Genomic DNA, 20,770 nt, shown 5'->3' on the forward strand with positions numbered 1-20,770 from the left:
AAAAGATCGCAGCCTGCGGCAGCTCCTACATTAGATCTATGTAGGAGCTGCCGCAGGCTGCGATCTTTGCTGTTGCTTTAGAAGTAGTACGGGAATTTCAGACTGAAGGAAAAGTCCGGGGCATCCTCGGTTATACCGATAGACAGGTTGGGTACGATGGTCAGGTTGTCGGTGGCCGCAATGGTCATGCCGACGTTGAAGTAACCGGCGTTGGCGTCACTGGACACCACCGACTCCCAATCCCCGCCATCCTGCTTCAGTTTGCTTTTGCGCTGCACCAGGTCGGATACCGAGAACGACATACTCATCTTCTCGTTCAGTGCAAAGGCAATACCGGCGCCGATCTGGAAGCTGTCGCCGATCTTCACCTTGCCCGGGTTTTTCTGGTTGACGGTGGAGCTGATATCGTCGAACGACTCCTCGAGGTTGTGCGTATAGGACAGGCTACCGAACAGCACGGCCGGGTCAAACGTCTTGACCAGCGAGATGCCCGGTGTGATCGACCAGACGCCGTTGCCGGTCGGCAGGGTGTCAGGCACGAACAGGTTGGAGTTGGCGTCGGTCTGACGCAGTTTGATGCCGAACGGATCCTTGCCGGTTGGCGCCTTGACCCGCAAGGTGACGACTGCATCCGGCGTGTTGACCGACTCGTCGAGGAACTTGTACGCAATACCGAAGTTGACGTCGCCGAGGGTTGGATCCTTGGTGACGGTTTCCTCGGTAGTAACGCCTGCCGCACCCTCGTTGCCGCCGCCCGACTGATACGTCGACTCGCGATACACCACCGGCACGTTCAGGTCGAACTGCCAGCGATTGTCGAAGTTGTAGCGGCCCGTGAGGTCAAGGGTCCAGGTGTCGGCCTTGATCCGGTCGAGGTTGATGTTGCCGAGAAAGATCGAGTCCAGTGCCAGGAAGCCGTTGAGAATCAACTGGCGGGTGTCATAGCGTGAATAAGTAACGCCGGTTTCAACGCTGAACTTACCGCCGCCGAAGAAGCCGCTGGCCTCGTCATAAAGGTTGGAGACGCTTTGCGCCGGTTGTGAATCGTCAGCCAGAGATTGCCCGTAAGAGGCGCCGCTGCCCCCGGCGGCTCCTCCTGATGCTGCGGCAGCACCGGTGCCGGTGGCGACGCGATTGCCTTTCATGTCCGACGGCGATTTCGCCAGCCGTTTTGGCGGTGGGGCAGAGGGTTGTTCCTCAACCTGGCGGACCCGTTGCTCGAGTACCGCCAGGGCTTTTTGTTGTACTTCGTAGCGTTGCTTGAGCTCCAGAAGTTCCTGTTTCAGGGCCTCTACATCCGCGTTGGGAGCCGCTTGCAACATTGCGGCAGGGAGAAGAGTGCTCAAACACACTGCGGCACGCAGTGATACTGATCGATACATGAATAAGCCGTCCCTTTATGCCCAATGATCGAGACTCAGCGTAGTTCAATATCCGATATTGCGTAGGGCCCCGAGTTGAGTCAGGTTGCAGTCCAGTGCGCCGGCGCTTCTGCCGTTATTGTTCAATACGACGTTGAGTTGAGTCAGGTTATTGACCACGTTGGCGCTGCCCAGCAATCGAGTGTTCTGCAGTAAACCGCCCTGGGCGACTTGTTGCAGTGCAGTTCCCTGATTGCCGCTGGCTTGAATAGCCATTTGAACGCCGCCGCCAGTGGCCGACACCGCGACACTGCCCGCAGCGTTGCTGCCACTGATGGTTTGTCCGGCGACCAGCGCCTGGCCTTGAGAAGGTGCCAGCGCTGGCGCCTGACTGGCTTCGCTGACGTTGATTGCAACATTGTTGCTGGCGGTATTGCTGTCGCCCGCGGCACGTACGCTTTGCGTCACGCCCTGGCTGCTGTTGAGCCCCGCGCCACCGATGACACTGCCAGTACCCGGCGTCGGGGTGCTGCCATTGCCGTGTTCCTTGATGGTCGAGACGTAGAACTCCGGTTTGACCGTCGCGGCCTGAATCTGCATCGAGGTCGCGGCCCCGATCAAGTCACCGCTGGCGTTGCGCCAGGTACTGCTCATGACAATGCCGAAGCTGATGATTCGCCCCGGCATGACATAACGACCACGCAGCTCGGCGAGCTCTTGGTCCTTGATTTCGATAGGTGTGAATCCTGCATTGGCATAGCCTGAAGCACTCGCCGCCAGGCAGGCGGCGGCCAGCCAGTATGAGGTTTTCATCTGCTGCTCCCGGGACATCCAGTCCCTTTTTATATAGTCGGCGATTAAAAGAAGTCGCTCTGTATGAACCCGAAATCCATCAATTCAGCATCTTTGACAGGATTGAAGCCATCCAGCTGGTTCTTGGCCGTCAACGGTACCGGTGGACTGCGCAAGGCGTTGGCCTTGTCGTACCCGGGACCGACGATGGCGAAGACAATGCCGTTCCAACCTTTGACAAAGTCATCGTGTTTGTAGCGCTTATGACCCAGGACAGGGTCTCCGATGTAAACCCACTCCTTGTCTGCACGCTGCAACACGACGAAATGCTTGTAGCCGCGAATATCTATCAGTACCACCACCGGAATCGTCACCGCTTCGAGCTTCTCGGGCGGTATCCGGTAGCCTCTGGCACGCATGCCGATGCTTTCAACGTAGCGCTTCATGTCGAGCATGGAGAAGCCTTGAGTACGAACAAGGTCCTGGTCTGCAGTGACCAGCATGCCTTTGATGATGTGCTCCTCATCGACGTCGAGCCAATAAGCCTGGCGTAACACCGTGGCCAGTGCGGCAGCGCCGCAGCTGAAATCGGTTTTCTGTTCGACAATGTCGGCAAACTTGCGCTCACGGATGCTTTGCACGTCCTTGTAGACGAGTGTGCCGCCCGGCAAGGCAGCCACAGGCATCTGTGCCGCCTGAGTCAGACCGCACAGGCACAGCAAAGCGAGAAGGGCAGACTTACGCATGATCGATACGCCTTTGCGGACTGAGGAAAAGCCCCGTTTCCGGGGCTTTCGTTCGATCGCGATTACAGGCAGGCTCTGCAACCTGCGGCGATGGACAGCGAGTTGCTTTGTTGGTTGCCCACACCAGACGAGACGTTGGCCCCACCGTTGCCGGAGAAGTTGTTCATCGAGTTGGTCATGTTGGCATTGTTGACCACTGGCGCTTTCCAGCCGTCTTTGGTCATCACTTGCTGAGTGGTTACGCCAGCGAGGCCAAAGGTACCCACGGCTTCGAACTTGGCTTTCTGATCATCGTTGCCGCCGTGGCCGCCGCCACGATTGCCCCAACCGCCGTGATCATTATCGTCTTCGATGGTTGCAGTGCCTTTTGCCTTGAACGTCCCGGCAGCGGCATAAGTGCCGGTGAGGGTGTCGGTTTTGTAGGCCTGCACGCCTTTGTTTTCTACAACCAGGCCAGTGGAAGACTGGTTGGCAGAAGCAGCAGCCTGAGCTACGCGGCCACCGGATACGGCGATCGCCAGGTTGTTTTTCTGCTGGTTGAAGTTACCGGCAGTGACGTTGATGCCGATGTTGCCGGAACCATTGTTGCCTGCGTTGTTGAGCGTGGCGTTGTTGAAGGTGGACGAGTTTTTCACATAGTTGTTGGTGTTGGTTTGAGTGGCGCTTGAGGCAGCAACAGCGTTACCGAAGATGAAGCTTTCGTCAGCGGTGGCCAATGCAGCAGCGTTGTCCTGCTGGTTGCCGTCGCCGGCTGCCACGTTGGCGCCCATGTTGCCGTTGGAGTTGTTGAGCGAGTCACTGGCGTTAGCGTTATTCAGCGTGCCCTGGTTTTTGACAACGTTGCCGTCGCTGTCTTGCTCATCGAGCACAGCGGCGCCGGCGCCTGCAGTGATTTGCAGCAGTTGTTCAAGGCTTGGGCCCCTAGGCTGGTTATTACCATGGCCGTTGCCGTGTCCATTACCATGATCGTCATCACGACCGCCTGCCTGTGCTGCGATAGCCATCACTGCTGCAAGTGCGAAAACCAGTGGTTTGAGAGCCATTGTAGGTTTCATGGTGTTTCTCCGTCGTGCTTATTAGTTGGTTAAGTGTTGGTACTTTCTAATTGCACTGCTTTTTATTTGGGTCAGTCTGCGACCCGGATGCTCAGGGTGTTGGCCATTCGGTTCCCCACCCCGGCACTCTGGTTCACCTGGATTACCCCGCGGCTGCCGGTGAAGGCCTGATCACTTGTCGTGACCTGGCGACTGCCGGGTGAGGTACCAGTTGCTCCTGAGCTCGGTAACAACGCCACGTTCTGTTGCGAAAGGGCGCTATCGTCAACGCTCTGCGGGGCAGCACTGATGCTGACGCGCGTCACGTTGGCCATCTGGTTATTGGCCCCGGCACCCTGGTTCACACCCAGTACTCCGTTGCCATTACTGAAAGAGTTGCCGCCGATGTTGGCGCTGGCGTTCATCGAGCGATCGGCAGGTGTGCCGATCTTCTGGATGACGCGAGTGGAGGCGTGGGATTCGGTGCCGATGGCAATTGCCTTGGTGTTGGCTTGCTGCATCTGGTCACCGGCGGCCTGGTTGACGTTGAAATTGCCGCGGTATTGCATGCCTGAATCCTGAATGTTTGCGCTGTTGACTGAACTTGGGTCAGCCATGGCGCTGGTGCAACCGAGCAAGGCGAGGAGAAGGACAGTGCGATTCATCTCATTGGCCTCCGGCCATGCGGGTCAGGGGGGCCAGGCCGGTGCTCATGGCGCGGTTGACGGTATTGGAGATCGAGCCGCCAGCGCCGCCGCCGGTGCCAGTGCGCATGCCCGGCAAGCCGTTGGTGTTGGTCAGCGTGTTCATGCCCGGAAGGTTCGAAGCAGGCGTGTTCATGTTGCCGCGTATCGAAGAACCACTGGCGATCCCGGCGAAGTCACCGTCACTGAGTTCAGTGCTGCTCAGGGTCTGGTTGATTCGAGCGGAGGGGTTGGCGTTGACGGTCGTCGGGTAGGGGTCTTTGCCGCCATTGCGGCCGATTGGGATAGGCTGAACATCGCGATCAAGGACGATCACGCCATTGCCTTCGGCCTGAACGTTGAAACTGATAAATGCGCTGGCTGCTGATCCGATCAGCAGAAGGCAGGTCATGCTTTTTTTGATATTCCCCACGGCTGCAATTCCTTCTTCAGTGGGCTGCCCTTGTCAGCGTTGTGAAGGAGATAGCGAAAGCTGTGCCGCTTTTGAATTGTTGTTGTTTTCCAGCGGCTTACCGCAAGCACGCGCAGAGTCGATGCACAGGGTGTTTCATCGTTGAAACACAAGCAGTCTCGCCAGCCCGTCTATTGGCTGAACAAAGCTCTGGAACAAGGGTTTGCGGGGATGTGTATCAGTGGCGTAACAAGTGCCATGACAAAGCGATGAATGCCGCTGAAACGGCCACTCTGCACTCGCGTCAGTGTTTCAGGAATGGACACTTTTTCCCCAAAACAGGGTGAAGCAGTGGGGCAGGTGACCCATCAGGCGGTTTACTCGACCAGTAGTCTTTCGACTGCAGCGAAGGCCTGGACCTGTCGTTCGGCCCAGTCGCCCTGAATGATCTGGCAAGGTTGCCGATGCTGTTCCAGCCAATCGCGCGTGGCCTGGAAGAAAGCCAGGCGCTGATCAAGGTCCGGCTGGCAGCGCTGACCGTCATCGGTCCAGTCAATTCGTTCCGGGGACAACAGAAGGTGCAGGTCGTAATGGCGCGCCAGCAACTCGCCTTCCAGCCATTCCGGGCAGGCGCCAAACAGGGTCTGGCTCCAGAGAATATTGCTCAACAGGTGGGTGTCGAGAATCAGCAGCGACGGTTGCTGCGCCCGCGCCTGATCTTCCCATTGCAGTTGCCCGCGGGCGATCTCGGGGATGTCGGCCAGGCAGGTGTCGCGCGGGTTCTGCTCGATAAACCAGCGCACGTACTCGTCCACCCGCAGACCGCCAAACTGTTGCTGAAGACCCGCCGCCAGCCAGCTCTTGCCAGTGGATTCCGGACCGGTCAGAACCACGACCTTCATGTGCGCAATGCCGGGTCGGCGCGCCATTCGCGCCAGCCTTGAATGGCAATCACGGTGAACAGTGCGTACAGGCCCGCGGTGAGGTAAAGCCCCTTATAAAGGAACAGCCCGACAAAAATCACATCGAGCACGAACCACAGCGCCCAGCATTGCAGGCGTTTCTGCGCCATCCACAACTGCGCGACCAGGCTGAACCCGGTGAGCGCCGCGTCCAGCCACGGTTGCGCAGCGTCAGTCCAATGCGCCATCGCAGCCCCCAGCAACACGCTGCCAATTGCGCCGACACTCAGGCCAAGCGCAATCGAGCGAGCATCCAGGCGGGTGACTTGTCGCCCGTCGTGCATCGTCCCGGCGCGCGTCCATTGCCACCAGCCATAAACCTGCAGCGCGGCGTAGATCACTTGCAGCAACATGTCCGAATACAGCTTCACTTCAAAGAAGATCCAGCTATAGAGCAACACCATGACCAGCCCGATCGGCCAGCACCACGGATTCTGTTTGACCGTCAGCCACACGGCAATGACACCGAGAGCGGCGGCAAACAGTTCAAGCCCGGACATGTGGGTTCCTTGGGGGGAGTTGAAAGAGGGGGCGGATTGTACTGTATTCGCCAGAACACTGAAGGACCCAAGGAGCGAGCTTGCTCGCGAAAGCGTCGGCACACTCAACAATGATGCTGAATGTTGTGCTCTCATCGCTGGCAAGCCAGCTCCCACATGGATTTTCGCGGTGCTCAGCCTTTGTGGCACGCCGACAAAGTCTGCCAGCTCCCACATGGATTTATGTGGTGCTCAAAAATGATGGCGCTGCACAAAAACTTGTGGGAGCTGGCTTGCCAGCGATAGCGGTGGGTCAGGCGACATCTCTATCGACAAATCCACCGTTATCGCGAGCAGGCTCACTCCTACAGGAGAATGGCGTTAGACGCGGAACTGGCGCAGCAGGCCGTTGAGTTGTTCGCTCAACTGGCCAAGTCGCACGCTGGCCGCACTCGACTGTTCTGCCGCCACGGCCGTGCTGTGAGAAAGCCCCGCCGCCTGAGTAACGTTCTGGTTGATGTCTTCGACCACATGCGCCTGTTGCAGCGTGGCGCTGGCAATCGATGCGTTCAGGCCATTGAGATTGCGCAATGCCTGGCCGATGGCATTCAAGCTAGCTCCAGCCAGCCCAGCCTGTTCAATGGTCAGTTGCGACGCCTTGCTGCTGTCACCGATAACCTTGACCGCTGCCTCGGAGTGATTTTGCAGGCGTTCGATCATCGACTGGATTTCCGCTGTCGACTTCTGTGTACGCTGCGCCAGCAAGCGCACTTCATCCGCCACCACGGCAAATCCACGACCCTGTTCACCGGCCCGTGCTGCTTCGATGGCCGCGTTGAGGGCGAGAAGGTTGGTTTGCTCGGCGATCGAACGAATCACCTCCAGCACACTGCCGATCTGGGTACTTTCGGTGGCCAAAGTGCGAATCACCTCGACCGCTTGGTCAATGGTGCCCGAGAGCTTGTCGATCTGTTGCAGGCTGCCGTCGATATTGATCTGGCCCTGTTGCGCCTGCGCCTCGGCATCACGCATTTCGGCGGCGGCATGCTCAGCGTTTTTCGCCACGTCCTGCACGCCGTAAGTCACCTCGTTGATCGCGGTGGCGACCAACTCCATTTGTTGCGACTGTTGCTGGCTACGTTGTTGGGCCTGCGAGGCATCGTTGCCCAGTTCGCTGGACGATTGACCGAGCGCGCTGGCCGACACCTGCAACTCACCGATCACCCGGCGCAATTTGGCGGTAAATGCATTGAAGTGGTGAGCCAGTTCGGTGACTTCATCCTTGCCGTGGGTGTCGAGGCTGCGGGTCAGGTCGCTTTCGCCGCTGGCGATGTTGGCCATGGCGTTCACGGTCTCCTGCAAGGGGCGCACGATGCTGCGCGCGATCAGGATCACCAACAGCGCCATGATCACGGCGATCACCAGGCCGATAACGGTGGCCTTGATCACCTGGCCCTGGAATTCGGCCTGCACATCGTCGACGTAAACCCCGGAGCCAAGCACCCAGCCCCACGGTTCGAACAATTTCACGTAAGAGGTTTTCGCCACCGGCTCACTCGCGCCAGGCTTCGGCCAGCGGTAGTCGACCATGCCGGCGCCCTTGGACTTGGCAATCGCGACCATCTCGTTGAACACCGCAAAGCCGTCCGGATCGCGGATCGCCGACAGGTTCTGACCTTCGAGCTTGGGGTTGGTCGGGTGCATGACCATTACGGGCGTGAGGTCGTTGATCCAGAAGTAATCGCTCTGGTCATAGCGCAGGCCACGGATGGCGGTGAGGGCCTGTTTCTGCGCGGCTTCCTTGGTCAGCGTGCCGGCGGTTTCCAGGTCGTGGTAATAGGTCAGCAGGCCGCTGGCGGTCTGCACCACATGCTGGGTTTTCTGGGCTTTGGCGTGATACAGGTCATCGTGGATCTGCTTGAGCATCAATGCGCCCAAGGTCAGCAACATGACCACTGCCACAATCAAGATGAGCCACAAGCGTCGGCTGATCGACACACTGCGCAAGCTGTTCATAACGCTGTCACTCCGGATTCTTTTTCTTGTAATTAACGACCGCCAGCATCCAACCACGATTTCGTAGGCGGGCATACGCGACCCAAGTCGTATAACGCGGCAGCGCTATTAAGGCTTGTCTGTTAGGATTTCGGCCCCGCGCGTGAAAACCTGAATCGAAGTTGCTATTTCACGGAATTTTGACCCTTTCGTAAGGATCCTGTGCGCGCGGAATCGGTCCAGCATTAACCAGCTACGCTGATCGCAGTGAACGTAAAAAAATACTATCGGGGCATGCCGGCGTGCATCGCTCTTTGGGGGATTGATGGATCTTTGGACCGCCTTGCAGGCATTGATACTAGGAGTTGTAGAAGGGCTGACGGAGTTTTTGCCCATTTCCAGTACCGGACACCAGATCATTGTTGCCGACTTGCTCAACTTCGGCGGCGAACGGGCCATGGCGTTCAACATCATTATTCAGCTCGGCGCGATTCTCGCGGTGGTCTGGGAATTTCGCCGCAAGATTTTCGACGTGGTCATCGGCTTGCCGACCCAGCCAAGTGCGCGTCGCTTTACGGCTAATCTGCTGATCGCATTCTTGCCAGCCGTGGTGTTGGGAGTGATTTTTGCTGATCTTATCCACGAATACCTGTTCAACCCGATCACCGTGGCGGCCGCGCTGGTGGTGGGCGGGGTGATCATGTTGTGGGCCGAAAAGCGTCAGCATGAAGTGCATGCCGAGACGGTCGATGAAATTCGCTGGAGCGACGCGCTGAAAATCGGCTTCGCGCAATGCCTGGCAATGATTCCCGGCACCTCGCGTTCCGGCTCGACGATCATTGGCGGCCTGCTGTTCGGCCTGTCGCGCAAGACGGCTACCGAGTTTTCTTTCTTCCTCGCCATGCCGACCATGGTCGGTGCCGCGGTGTACTCGGGCTACAAGTATCGGGATCTGTTTGTGCCGGCGGATTTTCCGGTGTTCGCCATCGGTTTCGTCACCGCGTTTATCTTCGCGATGATCGCGGTGCGCGGCTTGCTCAAATTCATCGGCAGCCATAGCTATGCGGCATTCGCCTGGTATCGGATCGTGTTCGGGCTGGTGATTCTGGCGACATGGCAGTTCGGCTGGGTGGACTGGACGGCGGCCAAGGCATGAATGATTCGCGCGCCCGCCGACCCGAAGGTCGGCCGTCCGGTGGCAGCATTCAGAACCTGAAACTGAAGCTGGTCGTTCTGTTGATCGTCTGCGCGTTGCCGTTGGCAGGCTCGCTGTCGATGTGGCTGAGCGGCATTTCGCTGGTGCCGCTGGCGGCGTACGGCATCGTCAGCGTGTTGGCGTTTTTCATGTATTGGGCAGACAAACGCAAGGCGCGCACCGATGCATGGCGCACGCCGGAAAACATCCTCCATGCCGTGGAACTGGCCGGTGGCTGGCCGGGCGCGCTGATTGCCCAGCAAGTATTCCGGCACAAGACGCGCAAGGTGTCGTTTCAGGTGCTGTTCTGGGTGATTGTCGCGCTGCATCAGGTGTTCTGGATCGACCAGTTGTTCCTTGGCTCGAATCTGCTAACCCTGCTCTAACCCCACCGCAAACCCCCTGTAGGAGCTGCCGAAGGCTGCGATCTTTTGATCTTAAAAGACAAGATCAAAAGATCGTCCGATCGCGGCCCGAGCCTTCGGCAGCTCCTACAGGGAGTGAGTTACAGAAGTAGGCCAACCCGGGTTTTCTTCGGCAACTTGCTCACCACCAACTGATGCGAGCGTTGTAGCAAGCCCTGCAATTCCTCAGCCCCCAGCGGGTAGGGTGGATGCATGATGATCCACTGTGCCCGGGCCAGATAGGGCGCCGGATGAATCCCCGGTCGATCGCAATGACCAAGAAACAGGTCCTTGTCGACCTTGAACGCCAGCGAATCCCCGCGTAAACCCTGCAAGGCGAACATCTTGTTGCCCGCAATCGAAAACACCCGCACGCCACCCCACTTGTAGTCCTCGCGCGCGCCGGGCAAGGCCAGACAAAACGCGGCGACATCCGCTTCGCTCATTTTTCCCTTGCTCATAACAACCGCTCCCCACAGGCATTGAACGACTCGACCAGGTGATCAATCCACGCACGCACCGCCGGCATGACCCCACGCCGATGCGGGTAAACTGCTTGCAGCCAACCGCCGGGCAGCGACCACTCGGGCAGCAATTGCACCAAGGCGCCGCTTTCCAGCTCCGCTTCGCAAAACATCATAGGCAGCATCGTGAAACCCTGGCCGGCCAGTACGCAGGCCTTGCGCACGACAAAATCGTCGATGCCCAGCCGTGCTTCCATGCTCAGTTCGAAGCTGTTGCCCTGCTGATCGAGTAAACGCAAGTGCACCAGGCGATCGGCCTCCAGCGCCCCGAGCACCGGCAGGTTCTTCAGCTCTTGCGGATGGCTGATCGACTGGCCTTGCATGAATGTCGGACTGGCCACGACCACCGTTTGTGCCTGGCGCAGACGTCGGGTGACCAGCAATGGATCTTCATCACCCAGCTCGCGTACGCGCAGGGCAACATCAAAGCCTTCGGCGACCAGATCGACCCGACGATTAAGCAGCACCACTTCAAGTTGCACCTGAGGAAATTTGCCGAGAAAGTCGCTGATCACCCACGGCAGCATTTCATGCGCAAGACCGGTAGGGCATGACACACGCAAACGACCCCGCGGTTCGCTGGACATGCTGGCGACGGCTTCGTCGGCCATTTCCGCTTCAAGCAGCATCGCCTGACAGTGACGCAAATAACGCTCGCCGACGGCGGTGAGATTGAGTTGGCGCGTGGTGCGTTGCAGCAAACGCGCACCGAGGCGCTCTTCCAGTTCGGCGATTCTGCGTGACAGTCGTGACTTTGGAATCCCCAGCAGACGTCCGGCTGCCGCAAAACCGCCAGCCTCGACGACTTTGGCGAAATAGTAGAGATCGTTGAGATCTTGCATGGTTGGTACCCAACTGTTCTATCAGTGGGACGAACTATCGCATTGCTGGCGGCTAATCAGCTATTGGTTTCTTGCGTAGGATTGTCTCCATTCCGTCGCCACCGGCGATTCATTCCAGGAGATCCCACATGAAACTGCTGCATATCGATTCGAGCATTCTGGGCGACAACTCGGCTTCCCGTCTGTTGAGCAGCGAAGTCGTCAAAGCCTGGCAGGCCGCTGAGCCAAGCGCTGTGGTGACTTACCGTGACCTGGCCGCCGATGCCATCAGCCACTTCTCGTCGACCACTCTGGTTGCCGCCGGCACCACCGCTGAATTGCGTAACGCCGCACAGCAACACGAAGCCGACCTCAGCGCTTCGACACTGGCCGAGTTCATCGCCGCCGACGCTGTAGTCATCGCTGCACCGATGTACAACTTCACCGTACCGACGCAACTCAAGGCGTGGATCGACCGCGTTGCCGTTGCCGGTCAGACCTTCCGCTACACCGAAGCCGGCCCTGAAGGCCTGTGCGGTGGCAAGAAAGTGGTGATCGTTTCCACTTCTGGCGGCATTCACGCCGGTCAGGCCAGCGGCATCGCTCACGAAGAATATCTGAAGCTGGTATTGGGTTTCCTTGGCATCACCGACATCGAAATCGTCCGTGCCGAAGGCCTGGCGTACGGTGACGAAGTGCGCAACAACGCCATGACCGCCGCGCAAGCGAAGATCAGCGAGCAACTGTTCGCCGCCGCGTAAGGCTTGCGTAAAGAACAGCTGATGTTCAGGTAGTCTCTCAAAAACTCTGTATTCTGGTTCCGCAAGGGCCAAATACGGAGTTTTTTGTTTCTGACTGTTACATAATCTGGCCCGGGTTATGCAGTCAAACGATCAGCGTCTGAGCGCAGTGTCGACCCGGAACATCGATTGCCCGTCGTTCGGGGCTCGCACTGCAACGGATCTTTGGATTGAGTCACAACAGGGTGGGGCATCGCGTGATGCGTCTTTGTGCAACGTTACTGATTTGCCTGCTCGGCAGCCTGAATTCAGTGCAGGCGGCGCCCGGGCGTCATCCTGTGTGGAGCGTCGGTTACCACGAGATGACGTTCCTCGATCCGCTCGACTTGCAACCGATGCGCGCCATCGCGTTCTATCCCTCCAACGACCGCGAACACCTGAGCCTGCTCGAGGGTTATTCGGTCGAAGCGGGCGAAGACACCAAAGTCGCCATGGGCCGGTTCCCGATGCTGATGCTGTCTCATGGCAACACCGGCACGCCGTTGGCCCTGCACGATCTTGCCACGTCGCTGGCGCGCAAGGGGTTCGTCGTGGTGGCGGTGATTCACCCCGGCGACAACTCCAAAGATCACAGCCGACTCGGCACCCTGAGCAATCTTTACGGGCGACCGATCCAGATTTCCGAAGCGATTACTGCGACCCTTGGCGACTCCATGCTGGCGCCGTTCGTCAATGCTGAGCAGGTCGGCGTGATCGGCTATTCGGCGGGGGGCGAGACAGCGTTGATTCTTTCGGGGGCACAACCGGACCTGGATCGCCTGCGCCGCTATTGCCAGGAACGCCCGGACGACCGTGATGCCTGCAACACCCAAGGCGAGCTCATTGTTGACCGTGATGACTTGCAGCCGGTGGCCGACCCACGCGTGCACGCCTTGTTGCTGATGGCGCCGCTCAGTTTGAAATTCGGCCGACATACGTTGGCAGACGTGCATGTGCCCGTGCTGCTGTACAGCGGCGATGGCGACAAACTCGTCGCATTCGATAAAAACGCTGCCGCACTGGCGCGCAAACTGCCGACCGCACCGGATTTCAAATTGCTGGCCGGGGCAGGGCACTTTGTGTTCATGGCGCCGTGCAACGAAGAGCAGATTATTGCCATGCCGGCGCTGTGTACGGATGCCGACGGGGTTGATCGCAAAGACATCCATCGCAACCTGATTTCCGAGGCGGGTCGATTTTTCGCCCATGCGCTGGGCTGGCCTACACGGGCGGGGATGCAGACTGCGGATCAGTAACACGGAAGATCAAAAGATCGCAGCCTTCGGCAGCTCCTACATTGGCTTGGCGTAGAAGCTGCGGAACGCTGCGATCTTTTGATCCTGCTTTTCAGGGGCTCGCCCGGCGCTTGAGCATCAAGGTCAACCCCAGCCCGGTCACCGACAACAGCGCCGCACTGAAGAAAATCCACGAGTACCCCAGATTCAACGCCACCGCCCCCATCAACGGCCCGGCAACCGCCAGTGCCAAGTCAAAGAACACCGCATAGGCACTCAACCCGGCACCGCGACTGGAACCCGGTACCTGCTTGATCGCCTCGACCCCCAGCGCCGGATACACCAACGACAGGCCGAAACCCGCCAGTCCGGCGCCGATCAATGCGAAAGCGGTGGAGGGCGCGAGCCACAGCATCACCAGCCCCACGGTTTCAACGGCAATGCAAACGATGGCCGAGGTGAAACCGCCGAATCGACTGATCGCCGAAATAAACAGCAGTCGCGACACAATGAAACACACGCCGAACACCGTCAGGCAATACGCCGCGCCGCTCCATCCGCGGTTGAGGTAATAAAGGGTGATAAATGTGGTGAGAGTGCCGTAGCCGATCGAGGCCAGCGTGAGGCTCGCGCCGAACGGTGCAATCCGCCCGAACACGGCCCAAAACGGCAGGCGCTCACCGCGTATCACCGGCACCGAAGGTTTGTTGCGGATCAACAGCAATGCCCCCGCCGCCAACACCGACAGCGAAATGCCGAGGCTGGTGAAACCGTATTCGGCCACCATCACCACGCCCAGCGGCGCGCCAATCGCAATGGCGCCATACGACGCGATGCCGTTCCAGCCGATGGATCTGGCGGTGTGCTCAACCCCGACCTGGCCCATGCACCAACTGATGGTGCCGACACCGATCAGCCCCTGCGCAATGCCCAACAGCAATCGGCCGAGAATCAGAATCAGCAGGCTCGGCAGCGGATAGCTTTGCAGCAACGTGGACAGCAGCGTCAGCGCGCCACTGAGCACAATCCCCAGCAAGCCATAAACGATCGCCCGTTTGGTGCCGAGGGTGTCAGACATGCGCCCGGCCATCGGTCGGCTGAGCAGGGTGGCCAGGTATTGCGAGCCGATTACCAACCCGGCAATGATCGCGCTGAAACCCAGTTGTTCATGTACATAACCCGGCAGCACCGCAATCGGCAGACCGATGCAGAGGAAGGCAATAAAGGTATAGAAAACGATGGAGACGATCTGCACGGTGATCGCCATGGAGCTTTGTGGTGGCAGTTGCTGCGCAGACATGAGGACTCGTTCGCGGGCGGCGGTGGGAGAATTCGCATCATGGCGTGGGTGTGGAACAAAAGGAAGCTGGCTAACGATCAAAGGATCGCAGCCTTCGGCAGCTCCTACAAAGATCAAAAGCGGTCCGGTGTTGGGGCTGCCGAAGGCTGCGATCTTTTGATCTTCAACACTTGAATGCAAAAAGCCCTGTCACATGGACAGGGCTCTTGACTTGCAGCTAGCAGCTGAAAACTCGAAGCTGCTTTTTAGAACACCACACCCTGGCTACGCAGGTAATCGTCATACGTACCGCTGAAGTCGGTCACGCCGTCCGGGCTCAGCTCGATGATGCGAGTGGCCAGGGACGATACGAACTCACGGTCGTGGCTGACGAAAATCAGCGTGCCCGGGTAGTTTTCCAGCGCCAGGTTCAGCGCCTCGATGGATTCCATGTCCAAGTGGTTGGTCGGTTCGTCCATGATCAGCACGTTCGGCTTTTGCAGGATCAGCTTGCCGAACAGCATGCGGCCTTGCTCACCACCGGAAATCACCTTCACCGACTTGAGGATTTCGTCGTTGGAGAACAGCATGCGACCCAAAGTGCCACGGATCACTTGCTCGCCCTGAGTCCACTGACCCATCCAGTCGAACAGGGTCATGTCGTCTTCGAAGTCGTGCGCGTGATCCTGGGCGTAGTAGCCCAGCTCGGCCGCGTCGGTCCACTTGATGCTACCGGCATCCGGAGTCAGTTCGTTGACCAGAGTACGCAGCAGAGTGGTCTTGCCGATACCGTTCGGGCCGATGATCGCTACGCGTTCGCCGGCTTCAACCTGGAAGCTGAAGTCCTTGAACAGTGGCTTGCCGTCAAAACCTTTGGCCATCTTCTCGACCATGACGGCCTGACGGTGCAGCTTTTTGTTCTGATCAAAACGGATGAACGGGCTGACACGGCTCGAAGGCTTGACCTCGGCCAGCTGGATCTTGTCGATCGCCTTGGCGCGGGAAGTGGCCTGCTTGGCTTTCGAGGCGTTGGCCGAAAAGCGGCTGACGAACGATTGCAGTTCGGAAATCTGGGCTTTCTTCTTGGCGTTGTCCGACAGCAGTTGCTCGCGGGACTGGGTCGCCACGGTCATGTACTCGTCGTAGTTGCCCGGGAACAGGCGCAGCTCGCCGTAATCCAGGTCAGCCATGTGGGTGCACACGCTGTTCAGGAAGTGACGGTCGTGAGAGATGATGATCATCAGGCTGTTACGCTGGGTCAGGATGTTTTCCAGCCAGCGAATGGTGTTGATGTCCAGGTGGTTGGTCGGTTCGTCGAGCAACAGCACTTCCGGATCGGAGAACAGTGCCTGAGCCAGCAGCACACGCAGTTTCCAGCCTGGCGACACTTCGCTCATCGGGCCGAAGTGCTGCTCGATGCCGATACCCAGGCCCAGCAGCAGTTCACCGGCACGGGATTCGGCGGTGTAGCCGTCCATTTCGGCGAATTCGGTTTCCAGCTCGGCAACGGCCATGCCGTCTTCTTCGCTCATTTCCGGCAGCGAGTAGATGCGATCCCGCTCGGCCTTGACCTTCCACAGCTCTTCGTGACCCATGATCACGGTGTCGATTACGGTGAATTCTTCGTAGGCGAACTGATCCTGGCGCAGCTTACCCAGGCGCACGTTCGGCTCGAGCATGACCTGGCCACCCGACGGGTCAAGGTCACCGCCGAGGATTTTCATGAAGGTCGACTTGCCGCAACCGTTGGCGCCGATCAGGCCATAACGGTTACCCGCGCCGAATTTGACGGAAACGTTTTCGAAGAGCGGCTTGGCGCCGAACTGCATCGTGATGTTAGCTGTAGAGATCAAGAGTTTTTCCTGCGAAGCATTCTGAATAGCGAGGGTGCGGCCGTAGCGCTTGGCCCGAGTCAAAGTGCGCTGAAGCGGGGAGTTCCCGGCATCAACCAAGGGGGCGCGTAAAGTTTGGCGGCGATTGTACTGGTCTGGCTCTTTAAACGATAGGGCGAAGACGTCGCGGGTGCCGATTGGCACTATCGCGGGACAGTTTTTCACAGATGAAGGTTCACTATCCGTTACAAAGTGTGGCTAAAATGCCATCCATTCAACCACCGCCCTACAGCGGCGCGGGCTCAAGGACGTGCCATTTTGTACTCAGACCACTGCATAAGACGCTGGGCCTCAGGCCGACAGGCGCGCAGTTTGTTCACTTCTGACGTGTGACGAATTCCGTGAAACTCATCATTGCTGCTATTTATGTCATTTCCATTGCATACGTTCACTTGCGTGGCCGTGTGCGCCACAAACTGGGGCGACAACTGAGCGACCATTCGACGTTTCTGGCGCCGATCAACTGCTTTCTCTACCTGTTCTCGAAAAAGCCGAACAAACCTTACCTTGATCCGACTGAATTCCCCGACCTGAGCCCGTTGCAGGCGCATTGGGAAGAAATCCGCGAAGAGGGCCAGAACCTGCTGCGTGCGGGGGAAATCAAGCGCTCGAACCAATATGACGACGTCGGTTTCAACTCCTTCTTCAAAAGCGGCTGGAAGCGTTTCTATCTCAAGTGGTACGGCGAGAGCCATCCGTCGGCCATGAAGCTGTGCCCGCGCACTACGGAACTGGTGCAGAGCATTGGCTCGATCAAGGCTGCGATGTTCGCCGAGCTGCCGCCAGGTTCGAAACTGGTACGTCATCGCGACCCGTACGCCGGATCCTATCGTTACCACTTGGGCCTGGACACGCCTAACGACGCGGGTTGTTACATCAACGTCGACGGTGAGAACTACCACTGGCGCGACGGTGAAGCGGTGATGTTCGATGAAACCTTCATCCATTACGCGGAAAACACCACTGACAAGAACCGGATCATCCTGTTCTGCGACATTGAGCGACCGCTGAAGTATCGCTGGGCTGCAGCGTTCAATCGCTGGTTCAGTCGTACGGTGATGTCCGCCGCCGGTGCGCCCAATGATGCGGGTGACCGTACCGGTGGTATCAACCGTTTGTTTACCAAGATCTACAAGATCCGATTGCGTGGCAAAGAGCTGAAAAAGCGCAATCGTGCGCGGTACTACATGGAAAAGTGGGCGATTTTTGGTGGTTTGCTGGCGATCTTCATCCTGATCTGAGTGACCTCGAAACTGCGCGATTGACTGTAGGAGCTGTCGAGTGAAACGAGGCTGCGATCTTTTGACTTTGCTTTTTTTAAAGGCCAGATCAAAAGATCGCAGCGTGCCGCAGCTCCTACAGGAATTGCGTGCAGCCGGCCTGCTCGCGATGACTCTCTCAAAAACAACCTGTCAGTCAGCTGACAATCCTTCAATTGTCATGCCCCGGACGCTTTTTTGGTCTTCTTCGCCGGCGCTGCTTTCGAGGCCGTTTTGGCCTTCGGCTTAGCCGGTGTCTTGCCACCGAGGCTGCGTTTAAGCAGCTCGGTCAGGTCGATAACATCGGCAGTCTTGCGCTGTTCCTCGCCACCCACCGTCTCGACATCCTCGATCTCGCCCTCATGGGCCTTTTTCTCCACCAGTGCCATGATCTTGTCTTCGAACTCGTCTTTGTAATCCTCGGGGCTCCAGTCCCCGCTCATGTCCTCGACAAGACGTTTGGCCATGTCCAGCTCACCTTTGGCCAACTGCGGCTTGGTCACTTCGCTGCCCAGTTCCAGCTGGTCGAGACCGCGTACTTCCTGTGGCCAACGCAATTTCACCAGCACCAGCGCTGACTCCAGCGGCATCAGCGCCGCCAGATACTGACGCGTGTGCAACACGACGCGGGCGAGCGCAACCTTGTTGGTCTTGCTCAACGTTTCACGCAACAGCGCATAAACCTTGCCACCGCGCTTATCCGGCGCCAGGTAATAGGGGGTGTCGATGTTCTGCAACGGGATCTGCTCGGCGTCGACGAAGGAAAAGATGTCGATGGTCTGGGTCGAAACCGGGTGCGCCGAGCGGATTTCCTCCTCGCTGAGCACCACATAACGGCCCTTTTCATAGGCCACACCTTTGACGATGTTTTCCTTGGTAACTTCCTTGCCGGTCACCTTGTTGACGCGCTTGTAGCCAACCGGGTCCATGCTGCGACTGTCGAGCCAGTCAAAATCCACGCCTTGAGACGAGGTCGCTGAAACCAGCGCGACAGGGATATGGACCAGTCCGAAGCTGATCGCGCCTTTCCAGATTGCCCGAGCCATGGTGAGTTCTCCGAGTGATGATCAGGTGACCTGAAGCCCGGCGCGAAAGTTTCCGGAGAATGCGCGTTTTCAGTCTGGCTCGGTCAAGCCGTGTTACATGTTGTTTAAGACCGACGGGTTAACAAATCCGAACCTGAAGCGTAGCGTGGACTCGAAGGCTCTACTCCACGCACATCGAGAGGCTGTCCCATGAACCGATTTCTGATTGGCATCGCCGTCCTGACACTCAGTGGCGGCCTGGTTCATGCGGACGTTGTGCTGGCGCAGAGTCCGACCGGCAACAGCAACAACCCCTATAACAGTCCGATTCGCCGGGCGAATCCCAACAGCATGCAGGGCACCCAGCCCAGCTCGCCGCCCATCCGAGGGCCGAACACCGTTCCCGTGCCACGTCCGCCAACGCTCGACAACAGGGGCATTGGCAATGGCCAGCCGATTCGCTCGGTGCCCAGCAAGCCGCCCACATTCATTCCCAACCCACCTTCGCGAAGCACCGACACTCAACGTTAAACGGCAGATCAAACGGTCGGCCAGCCTTTGAAACCACAAAAGGAATCGTGCATGTTGCGTAAAACCCTTCTAGCCAGCCTGTGCGCCGGCGCTCTGATAAGCGCTCCGGTGTTCGCCGCCGCCCCCCAAGAGCTGCAAAGCGAGCAAGGCACTCTTGAAGTCACCACGATTGCCCAAGGACTTGAGCATCCATGGGCGCTGGCCTTCCTGCCGGATCGCCAAGGCATGCTGGTGACCGAACGACCGGGCAATCTGCGCGTGGTCGGTGCCGATGGCAAGCTATCGGGACCCATAGACGGCGTGCCGCAAGTGTGGGCCAAGGGGCAGGGCGGTTTGCTGGATGTCGTGTTGTCACCCGACTTTAAACAGGACCGACTGGTTTACCTGTCCTACGCCGAAGGTGGCGGCGCGGGAGACAAGGCCGGCACGGCGGTGGGACGCGGTTACCTGTCGGATGACTTGAAGACGCTGAAGGATTTCAAAGTGATCTTCCGCCAGGAACCAAAACTCTCCACCGGCAACCACTTCGGTTCTCGGCTGGTGTTTGATCGCGATGGTTATCTGTTCATCACCCTGGGTGAAAACAACGACCGGCCGACTGCGCAGGATCTCGACAAGCTGCAAGGCAAGATTGTGCGGATCTACCCGGACGGCAAAGTCCCGGACGACAATCCGTTCGTGGGTCAGTCAGGCGTGCGACCGGAGATCTGGGCTTACGGCATTCGCAACCCGCAAGGTGCGGCGCTCAATCCCTGGAACGGCACAATCTGGGAAAACGAACACGGACCGCGCGGTGGCGATGAGGTGAATATCATCGAGCGCGGGAAAAACTACGGCTGGCCGATGGCGACCCACGGCATCAACTATTCCTTGCAGCCGATCCCGGAAGCCAAGGGAAAAACTGTTGAAGGGGGTGTCGATCCGCGCCATGTCTGGGAAAAATCACCGGGTGTCACTGGGATGGCGTTTTACGATGCCGATCGTTTTAAACCGTGGCAGCAGAACCTGTTTGTCGGCGCGCTGGTGAGCCAGGAGTTGATTCGCTTGCAGTTCGATGGCGACAAGGTCGTGCATGAGGAGCGCTTGCTGGGTGAACTGAAACAGCGCATTCGTGACGTGCGACAGGGGCCGGATGGGTATTTGTATGTGCTGACGGATGAGGAGAAGGGTTCGCTCTATAAGATCGGCCTGAAGCCCTGACTTTGAAATGCATGCCCTTGTAGGAGCTGCCGAAGGCTGCGATCTTTTGATCTTGTTTTTAAAAACCAGATCAAAAGATCGCAGCCTTCGGCAGCTCCTACAGGTTCAGCATCGGCATCGGCATCGGCATCGGCATCGGCATCAGCATCAGCATCAGCATAA

The 20,770-nt window shown here is 58.3% G+C and carries 21 protein-coding genes; 7 read left to right on the top strand and 14 right to left on the bottom strand.

Annotated features, from left to right (window positions below; translation table 11 throughout):
* Nucleotides 1-77: 77 nt before the first annotated feature.
* The 9 genes from ICA15_RS22825 to ICA15_RS22865 all read right to left on the bottom strand — a co-directional run bounded on the left by ICA15_RS22825 (nucleotide 78) and on the right by ICA15_RS22865 (nucleotide 8,485).
* Nucleotides 78-1,382, bottom strand: coding sequence for a transporter (locus tag ICA15_RS22825; RefSeq protein ID WP_150615710.1), 1,305 nt, complete (start codon nucleotides 1,380-1,382; stop codon nucleotides 78-80).
* Nucleotides 1,383-1,427: 45 nt separating this feature from the next.
* Nucleotides 1,428-2,174, bottom strand: a complete 747-nt coding sequence (locus ICA15_RS22830) for a hypothetical protein (protein ID WP_150615709.1) — start codon at nucleotides 2,172-2,174, stop codon at nucleotides 1,428-1,430.
* Between the two features lie 44 nt (nucleotides 2,175-2,218).
* Nucleotides 2,219-2,899 (bottom strand): C39 family peptidase, encoded by a 681-nt coding sequence (locus ICA15_RS22835; RefSeq protein WP_150615708.1) that lies wholly within the window; start codon nucleotides 2,897-2,899, stop codon nucleotides 2,219-2,221.
* A gap of 62 nt (nucleotides 2,900-2,961) precedes the next feature.
* Nucleotides 2,962-3,954, bottom strand: a complete 993-nt coding sequence (locus tag ICA15_RS22840) for a heme utilization protein (protein WP_210554717.1) — start codon at nucleotides 3,952-3,954, stop codon at nucleotides 2,962-2,964.
* A gap of 71 nt (nucleotides 3,955-4,025) precedes the next feature.
* Nucleotides 4,026-4,598: an adhesin gene (locus tag ICA15_RS22845; protein ID WP_210554718.1), complete on the bottom strand. Its 573-nt coding sequence runs from the start codon at nucleotides 4,596-4,598 to the stop codon at nucleotides 4,026-4,028.
* A gap of 1 nt (nucleotide 4,599) precedes the next feature.
* The gene (locus ICA15_RS22850) at nucleotides 4,600-5,049 is read right to left on the bottom strand and encodes a hypothetical protein (protein WP_150615705.1); all 450 of its coding nucleotides are present in this window, start codon (nucleotides 5,047-5,049) and stop codon (nucleotides 4,600-4,602) included.
* Between the two features lie 356 nt (nucleotides 5,050-5,405).
* Complete coding sequence (locus ICA15_RS22855; protein WP_210554807.1) at nucleotides 5,406-5,930, bottom strand: AAA family ATPase; 525 nt, start codon at nucleotides 5,928-5,930, stop codon at nucleotides 5,406-5,408.
* Nucleotides 5,927-6,490, bottom strand: a complete 564-nt coding sequence (gene pnuC / locus ICA15_RS22860) for a nicotinamide riboside transporter PnuC (RefSeq protein ID WP_210554719.1) — start codon at nucleotides 6,488-6,490, stop codon at nucleotides 5,927-5,929. Before pnuC ends, ICA15_RS22855 begins: the two co-directional genes overlap by 4 nt.
* 360 nt (nucleotides 6,491-6,850) lie before the next feature.
* Nucleotides 6,851-8,485, bottom strand: a complete 1,635-nt coding sequence (locus ICA15_RS22865; protein ID WP_210554720.1) for a methyl-accepting chemotaxis protein — start codon at nucleotides 8,483-8,485, stop codon at nucleotides 6,851-6,853.
* A gap of 304 nt (nucleotides 8,486-8,789) precedes the next feature.
* Here ICA15_RS22865 and ICA15_RS22870 point away from each other — a divergent pair, with 304 nt between their 5' ends.
* Both ICA15_RS22870 and ICA15_RS22875 read left to right on the top strand, forming a co-directional pair.
* A complete protein-coding gene (locus tag ICA15_RS22870; protein ID WP_150603105.1) occupies nucleotides 8,790-9,620 on the top strand; it encodes an undecaprenyl-diphosphate phosphatase in 831 nt (276 codons plus the stop codon).
* Nucleotides 9,617-10,045, top strand: a complete 429-nt coding sequence (locus tag ICA15_RS22875) for a DUF1294 domain-containing protein (protein WP_150615701.1) — start codon at nucleotides 9,617-9,619, stop codon at nucleotides 10,043-10,045. Before ICA15_RS22870 ends, ICA15_RS22875 begins: the two co-directional genes overlap by 4 nt.
* 119 nt (nucleotides 10,046-10,164) lie before the next feature.
* On the opposite strand, the gene ICA15_RS22880 is transcribed toward ICA15_RS22875, so the two are convergent.
* Nucleotides 10,165-10,524 carry an MmcQ/YjbR family DNA-binding protein gene (locus tag ICA15_RS22880; protein ID WP_210554721.1) on the bottom strand — a complete coding sequence of 120 codons (360 nt, stop codon included), beginning with the start codon at nucleotides 10,522-10,524 and terminating at the stop codon, nucleotides 10,165-10,167.
* Entirely contained in the window at nucleotides 10,521-11,429 is a 909-nt protein-coding gene (locus ICA15_RS22885; protein ID WP_150615699.1) for a LysR substrate-binding domain-containing protein, read from the bottom strand. Before ICA15_RS22885 ends, ICA15_RS22880 begins: the two co-directional genes overlap by 4 nt.
* A gap of 128 nt (nucleotides 11,430-11,557) precedes the next feature.
* Between ICA15_RS22885 and ICA15_RS22890 the strand changes: the two genes are divergently transcribed.
* Nucleotides 11,558-12,169, top strand: coding sequence for an FMN-dependent NADH-azoreductase (locus tag ICA15_RS22890; RefSeq protein WP_047301015.1), 612 nt, complete (start codon nucleotides 11,558-11,560; stop codon nucleotides 12,167-12,169).
* Between the two features lie 236 nt (nucleotides 12,170-12,405).
* Complete coding sequence (locus ICA15_RS22895) at nucleotides 12,406-13,443, top strand: alpha/beta hydrolase family protein (RefSeq protein WP_210554722.1); 1,038 nt, start codon at nucleotides 12,406-12,408, stop codon at nucleotides 13,441-13,443.
* Between the two features lie 91 nt (nucleotides 13,444-13,534).
* On the opposite strand, the gene ICA15_RS22900 is transcribed toward ICA15_RS22895, so the two are convergent.
* Together ICA15_RS22900 and ICA15_RS22905 are read right to left on the bottom strand one after the other, a co-directional pair.
* Nucleotides 13,535-14,722, bottom strand: a complete 1,188-nt coding sequence (locus ICA15_RS22900) for an MFS transporter (RefSeq protein ID WP_210554723.1) — start codon at nucleotides 14,720-14,722, stop codon at nucleotides 13,535-13,537.
* A gap of 245 nt (nucleotides 14,723-14,967) precedes the next feature.
* A complete protein-coding gene (locus tag ICA15_RS22905; RefSeq protein ID WP_150603099.1) occupies nucleotides 14,968-16,554 on the bottom strand; it encodes an ABC-F family ATPase in 1,587 nt (528 codons plus the stop codon).
* A gap of 380 nt (nucleotides 16,555-16,934) precedes the next feature.
* Between ICA15_RS22905 and lpxO the strand changes: the two genes are divergently transcribed.
* Nucleotides 16,935-17,834, top strand: a complete 900-nt coding sequence (lpxO, locus tag ICA15_RS22910) for a lipid A hydroxylase LpxO (protein WP_150603098.1) — start codon at nucleotides 16,935-16,937, stop codon at nucleotides 17,832-17,834.
* A 197-nt stretch (nucleotides 17,835-18,031) separates the two neighbouring features.
* Here lpxO and ICA15_RS22915 read toward each other — a convergent pair whose 3' ends face one another.
* Nucleotides 18,032-18,898 carry a Ku protein gene (locus ICA15_RS22915; RefSeq protein ID WP_210554724.1) on the bottom strand — a complete coding sequence of 289 codons (867 nt, stop codon included), beginning with the start codon at nucleotides 18,896-18,898 and terminating at the stop codon, nucleotides 18,032-18,034.
* 189 nt (nucleotides 18,899-19,087) lie between these two features.
* Here ICA15_RS22915 and ICA15_RS22920 point away from each other — a divergent pair, with 189 nt between their 5' ends.
* The gene (locus ICA15_RS22920; RefSeq protein WP_150603096.1) at nucleotides 19,088-19,408 is read left to right on the top strand and encodes a hypothetical protein; all 321 of its coding nucleotides are present in this window, start codon (nucleotides 19,088-19,090) and stop codon (nucleotides 19,406-19,408) included.
* Between the two features lie 51 nt (nucleotides 19,409-19,459).
* A complete protein-coding gene (locus tag ICA15_RS22925; protein WP_210554725.1) occupies nucleotides 19,460-20,608 on the top strand; it encodes a PQQ-dependent sugar dehydrogenase in 1,149 nt (382 codons plus the stop codon).
* Nucleotides 20,609-20,770: the final 162 nt, after the last annotated feature.

This window comes from Pseudomonas sp. P116, from assembly GCF_020149425.1.
GTDB lineage: Bacteria > Pseudomonadota > Gammaproteobacteria > Pseudomonadales > Pseudomonadaceae > Aquipseudomonas > Aquipseudomonas anatoliensis.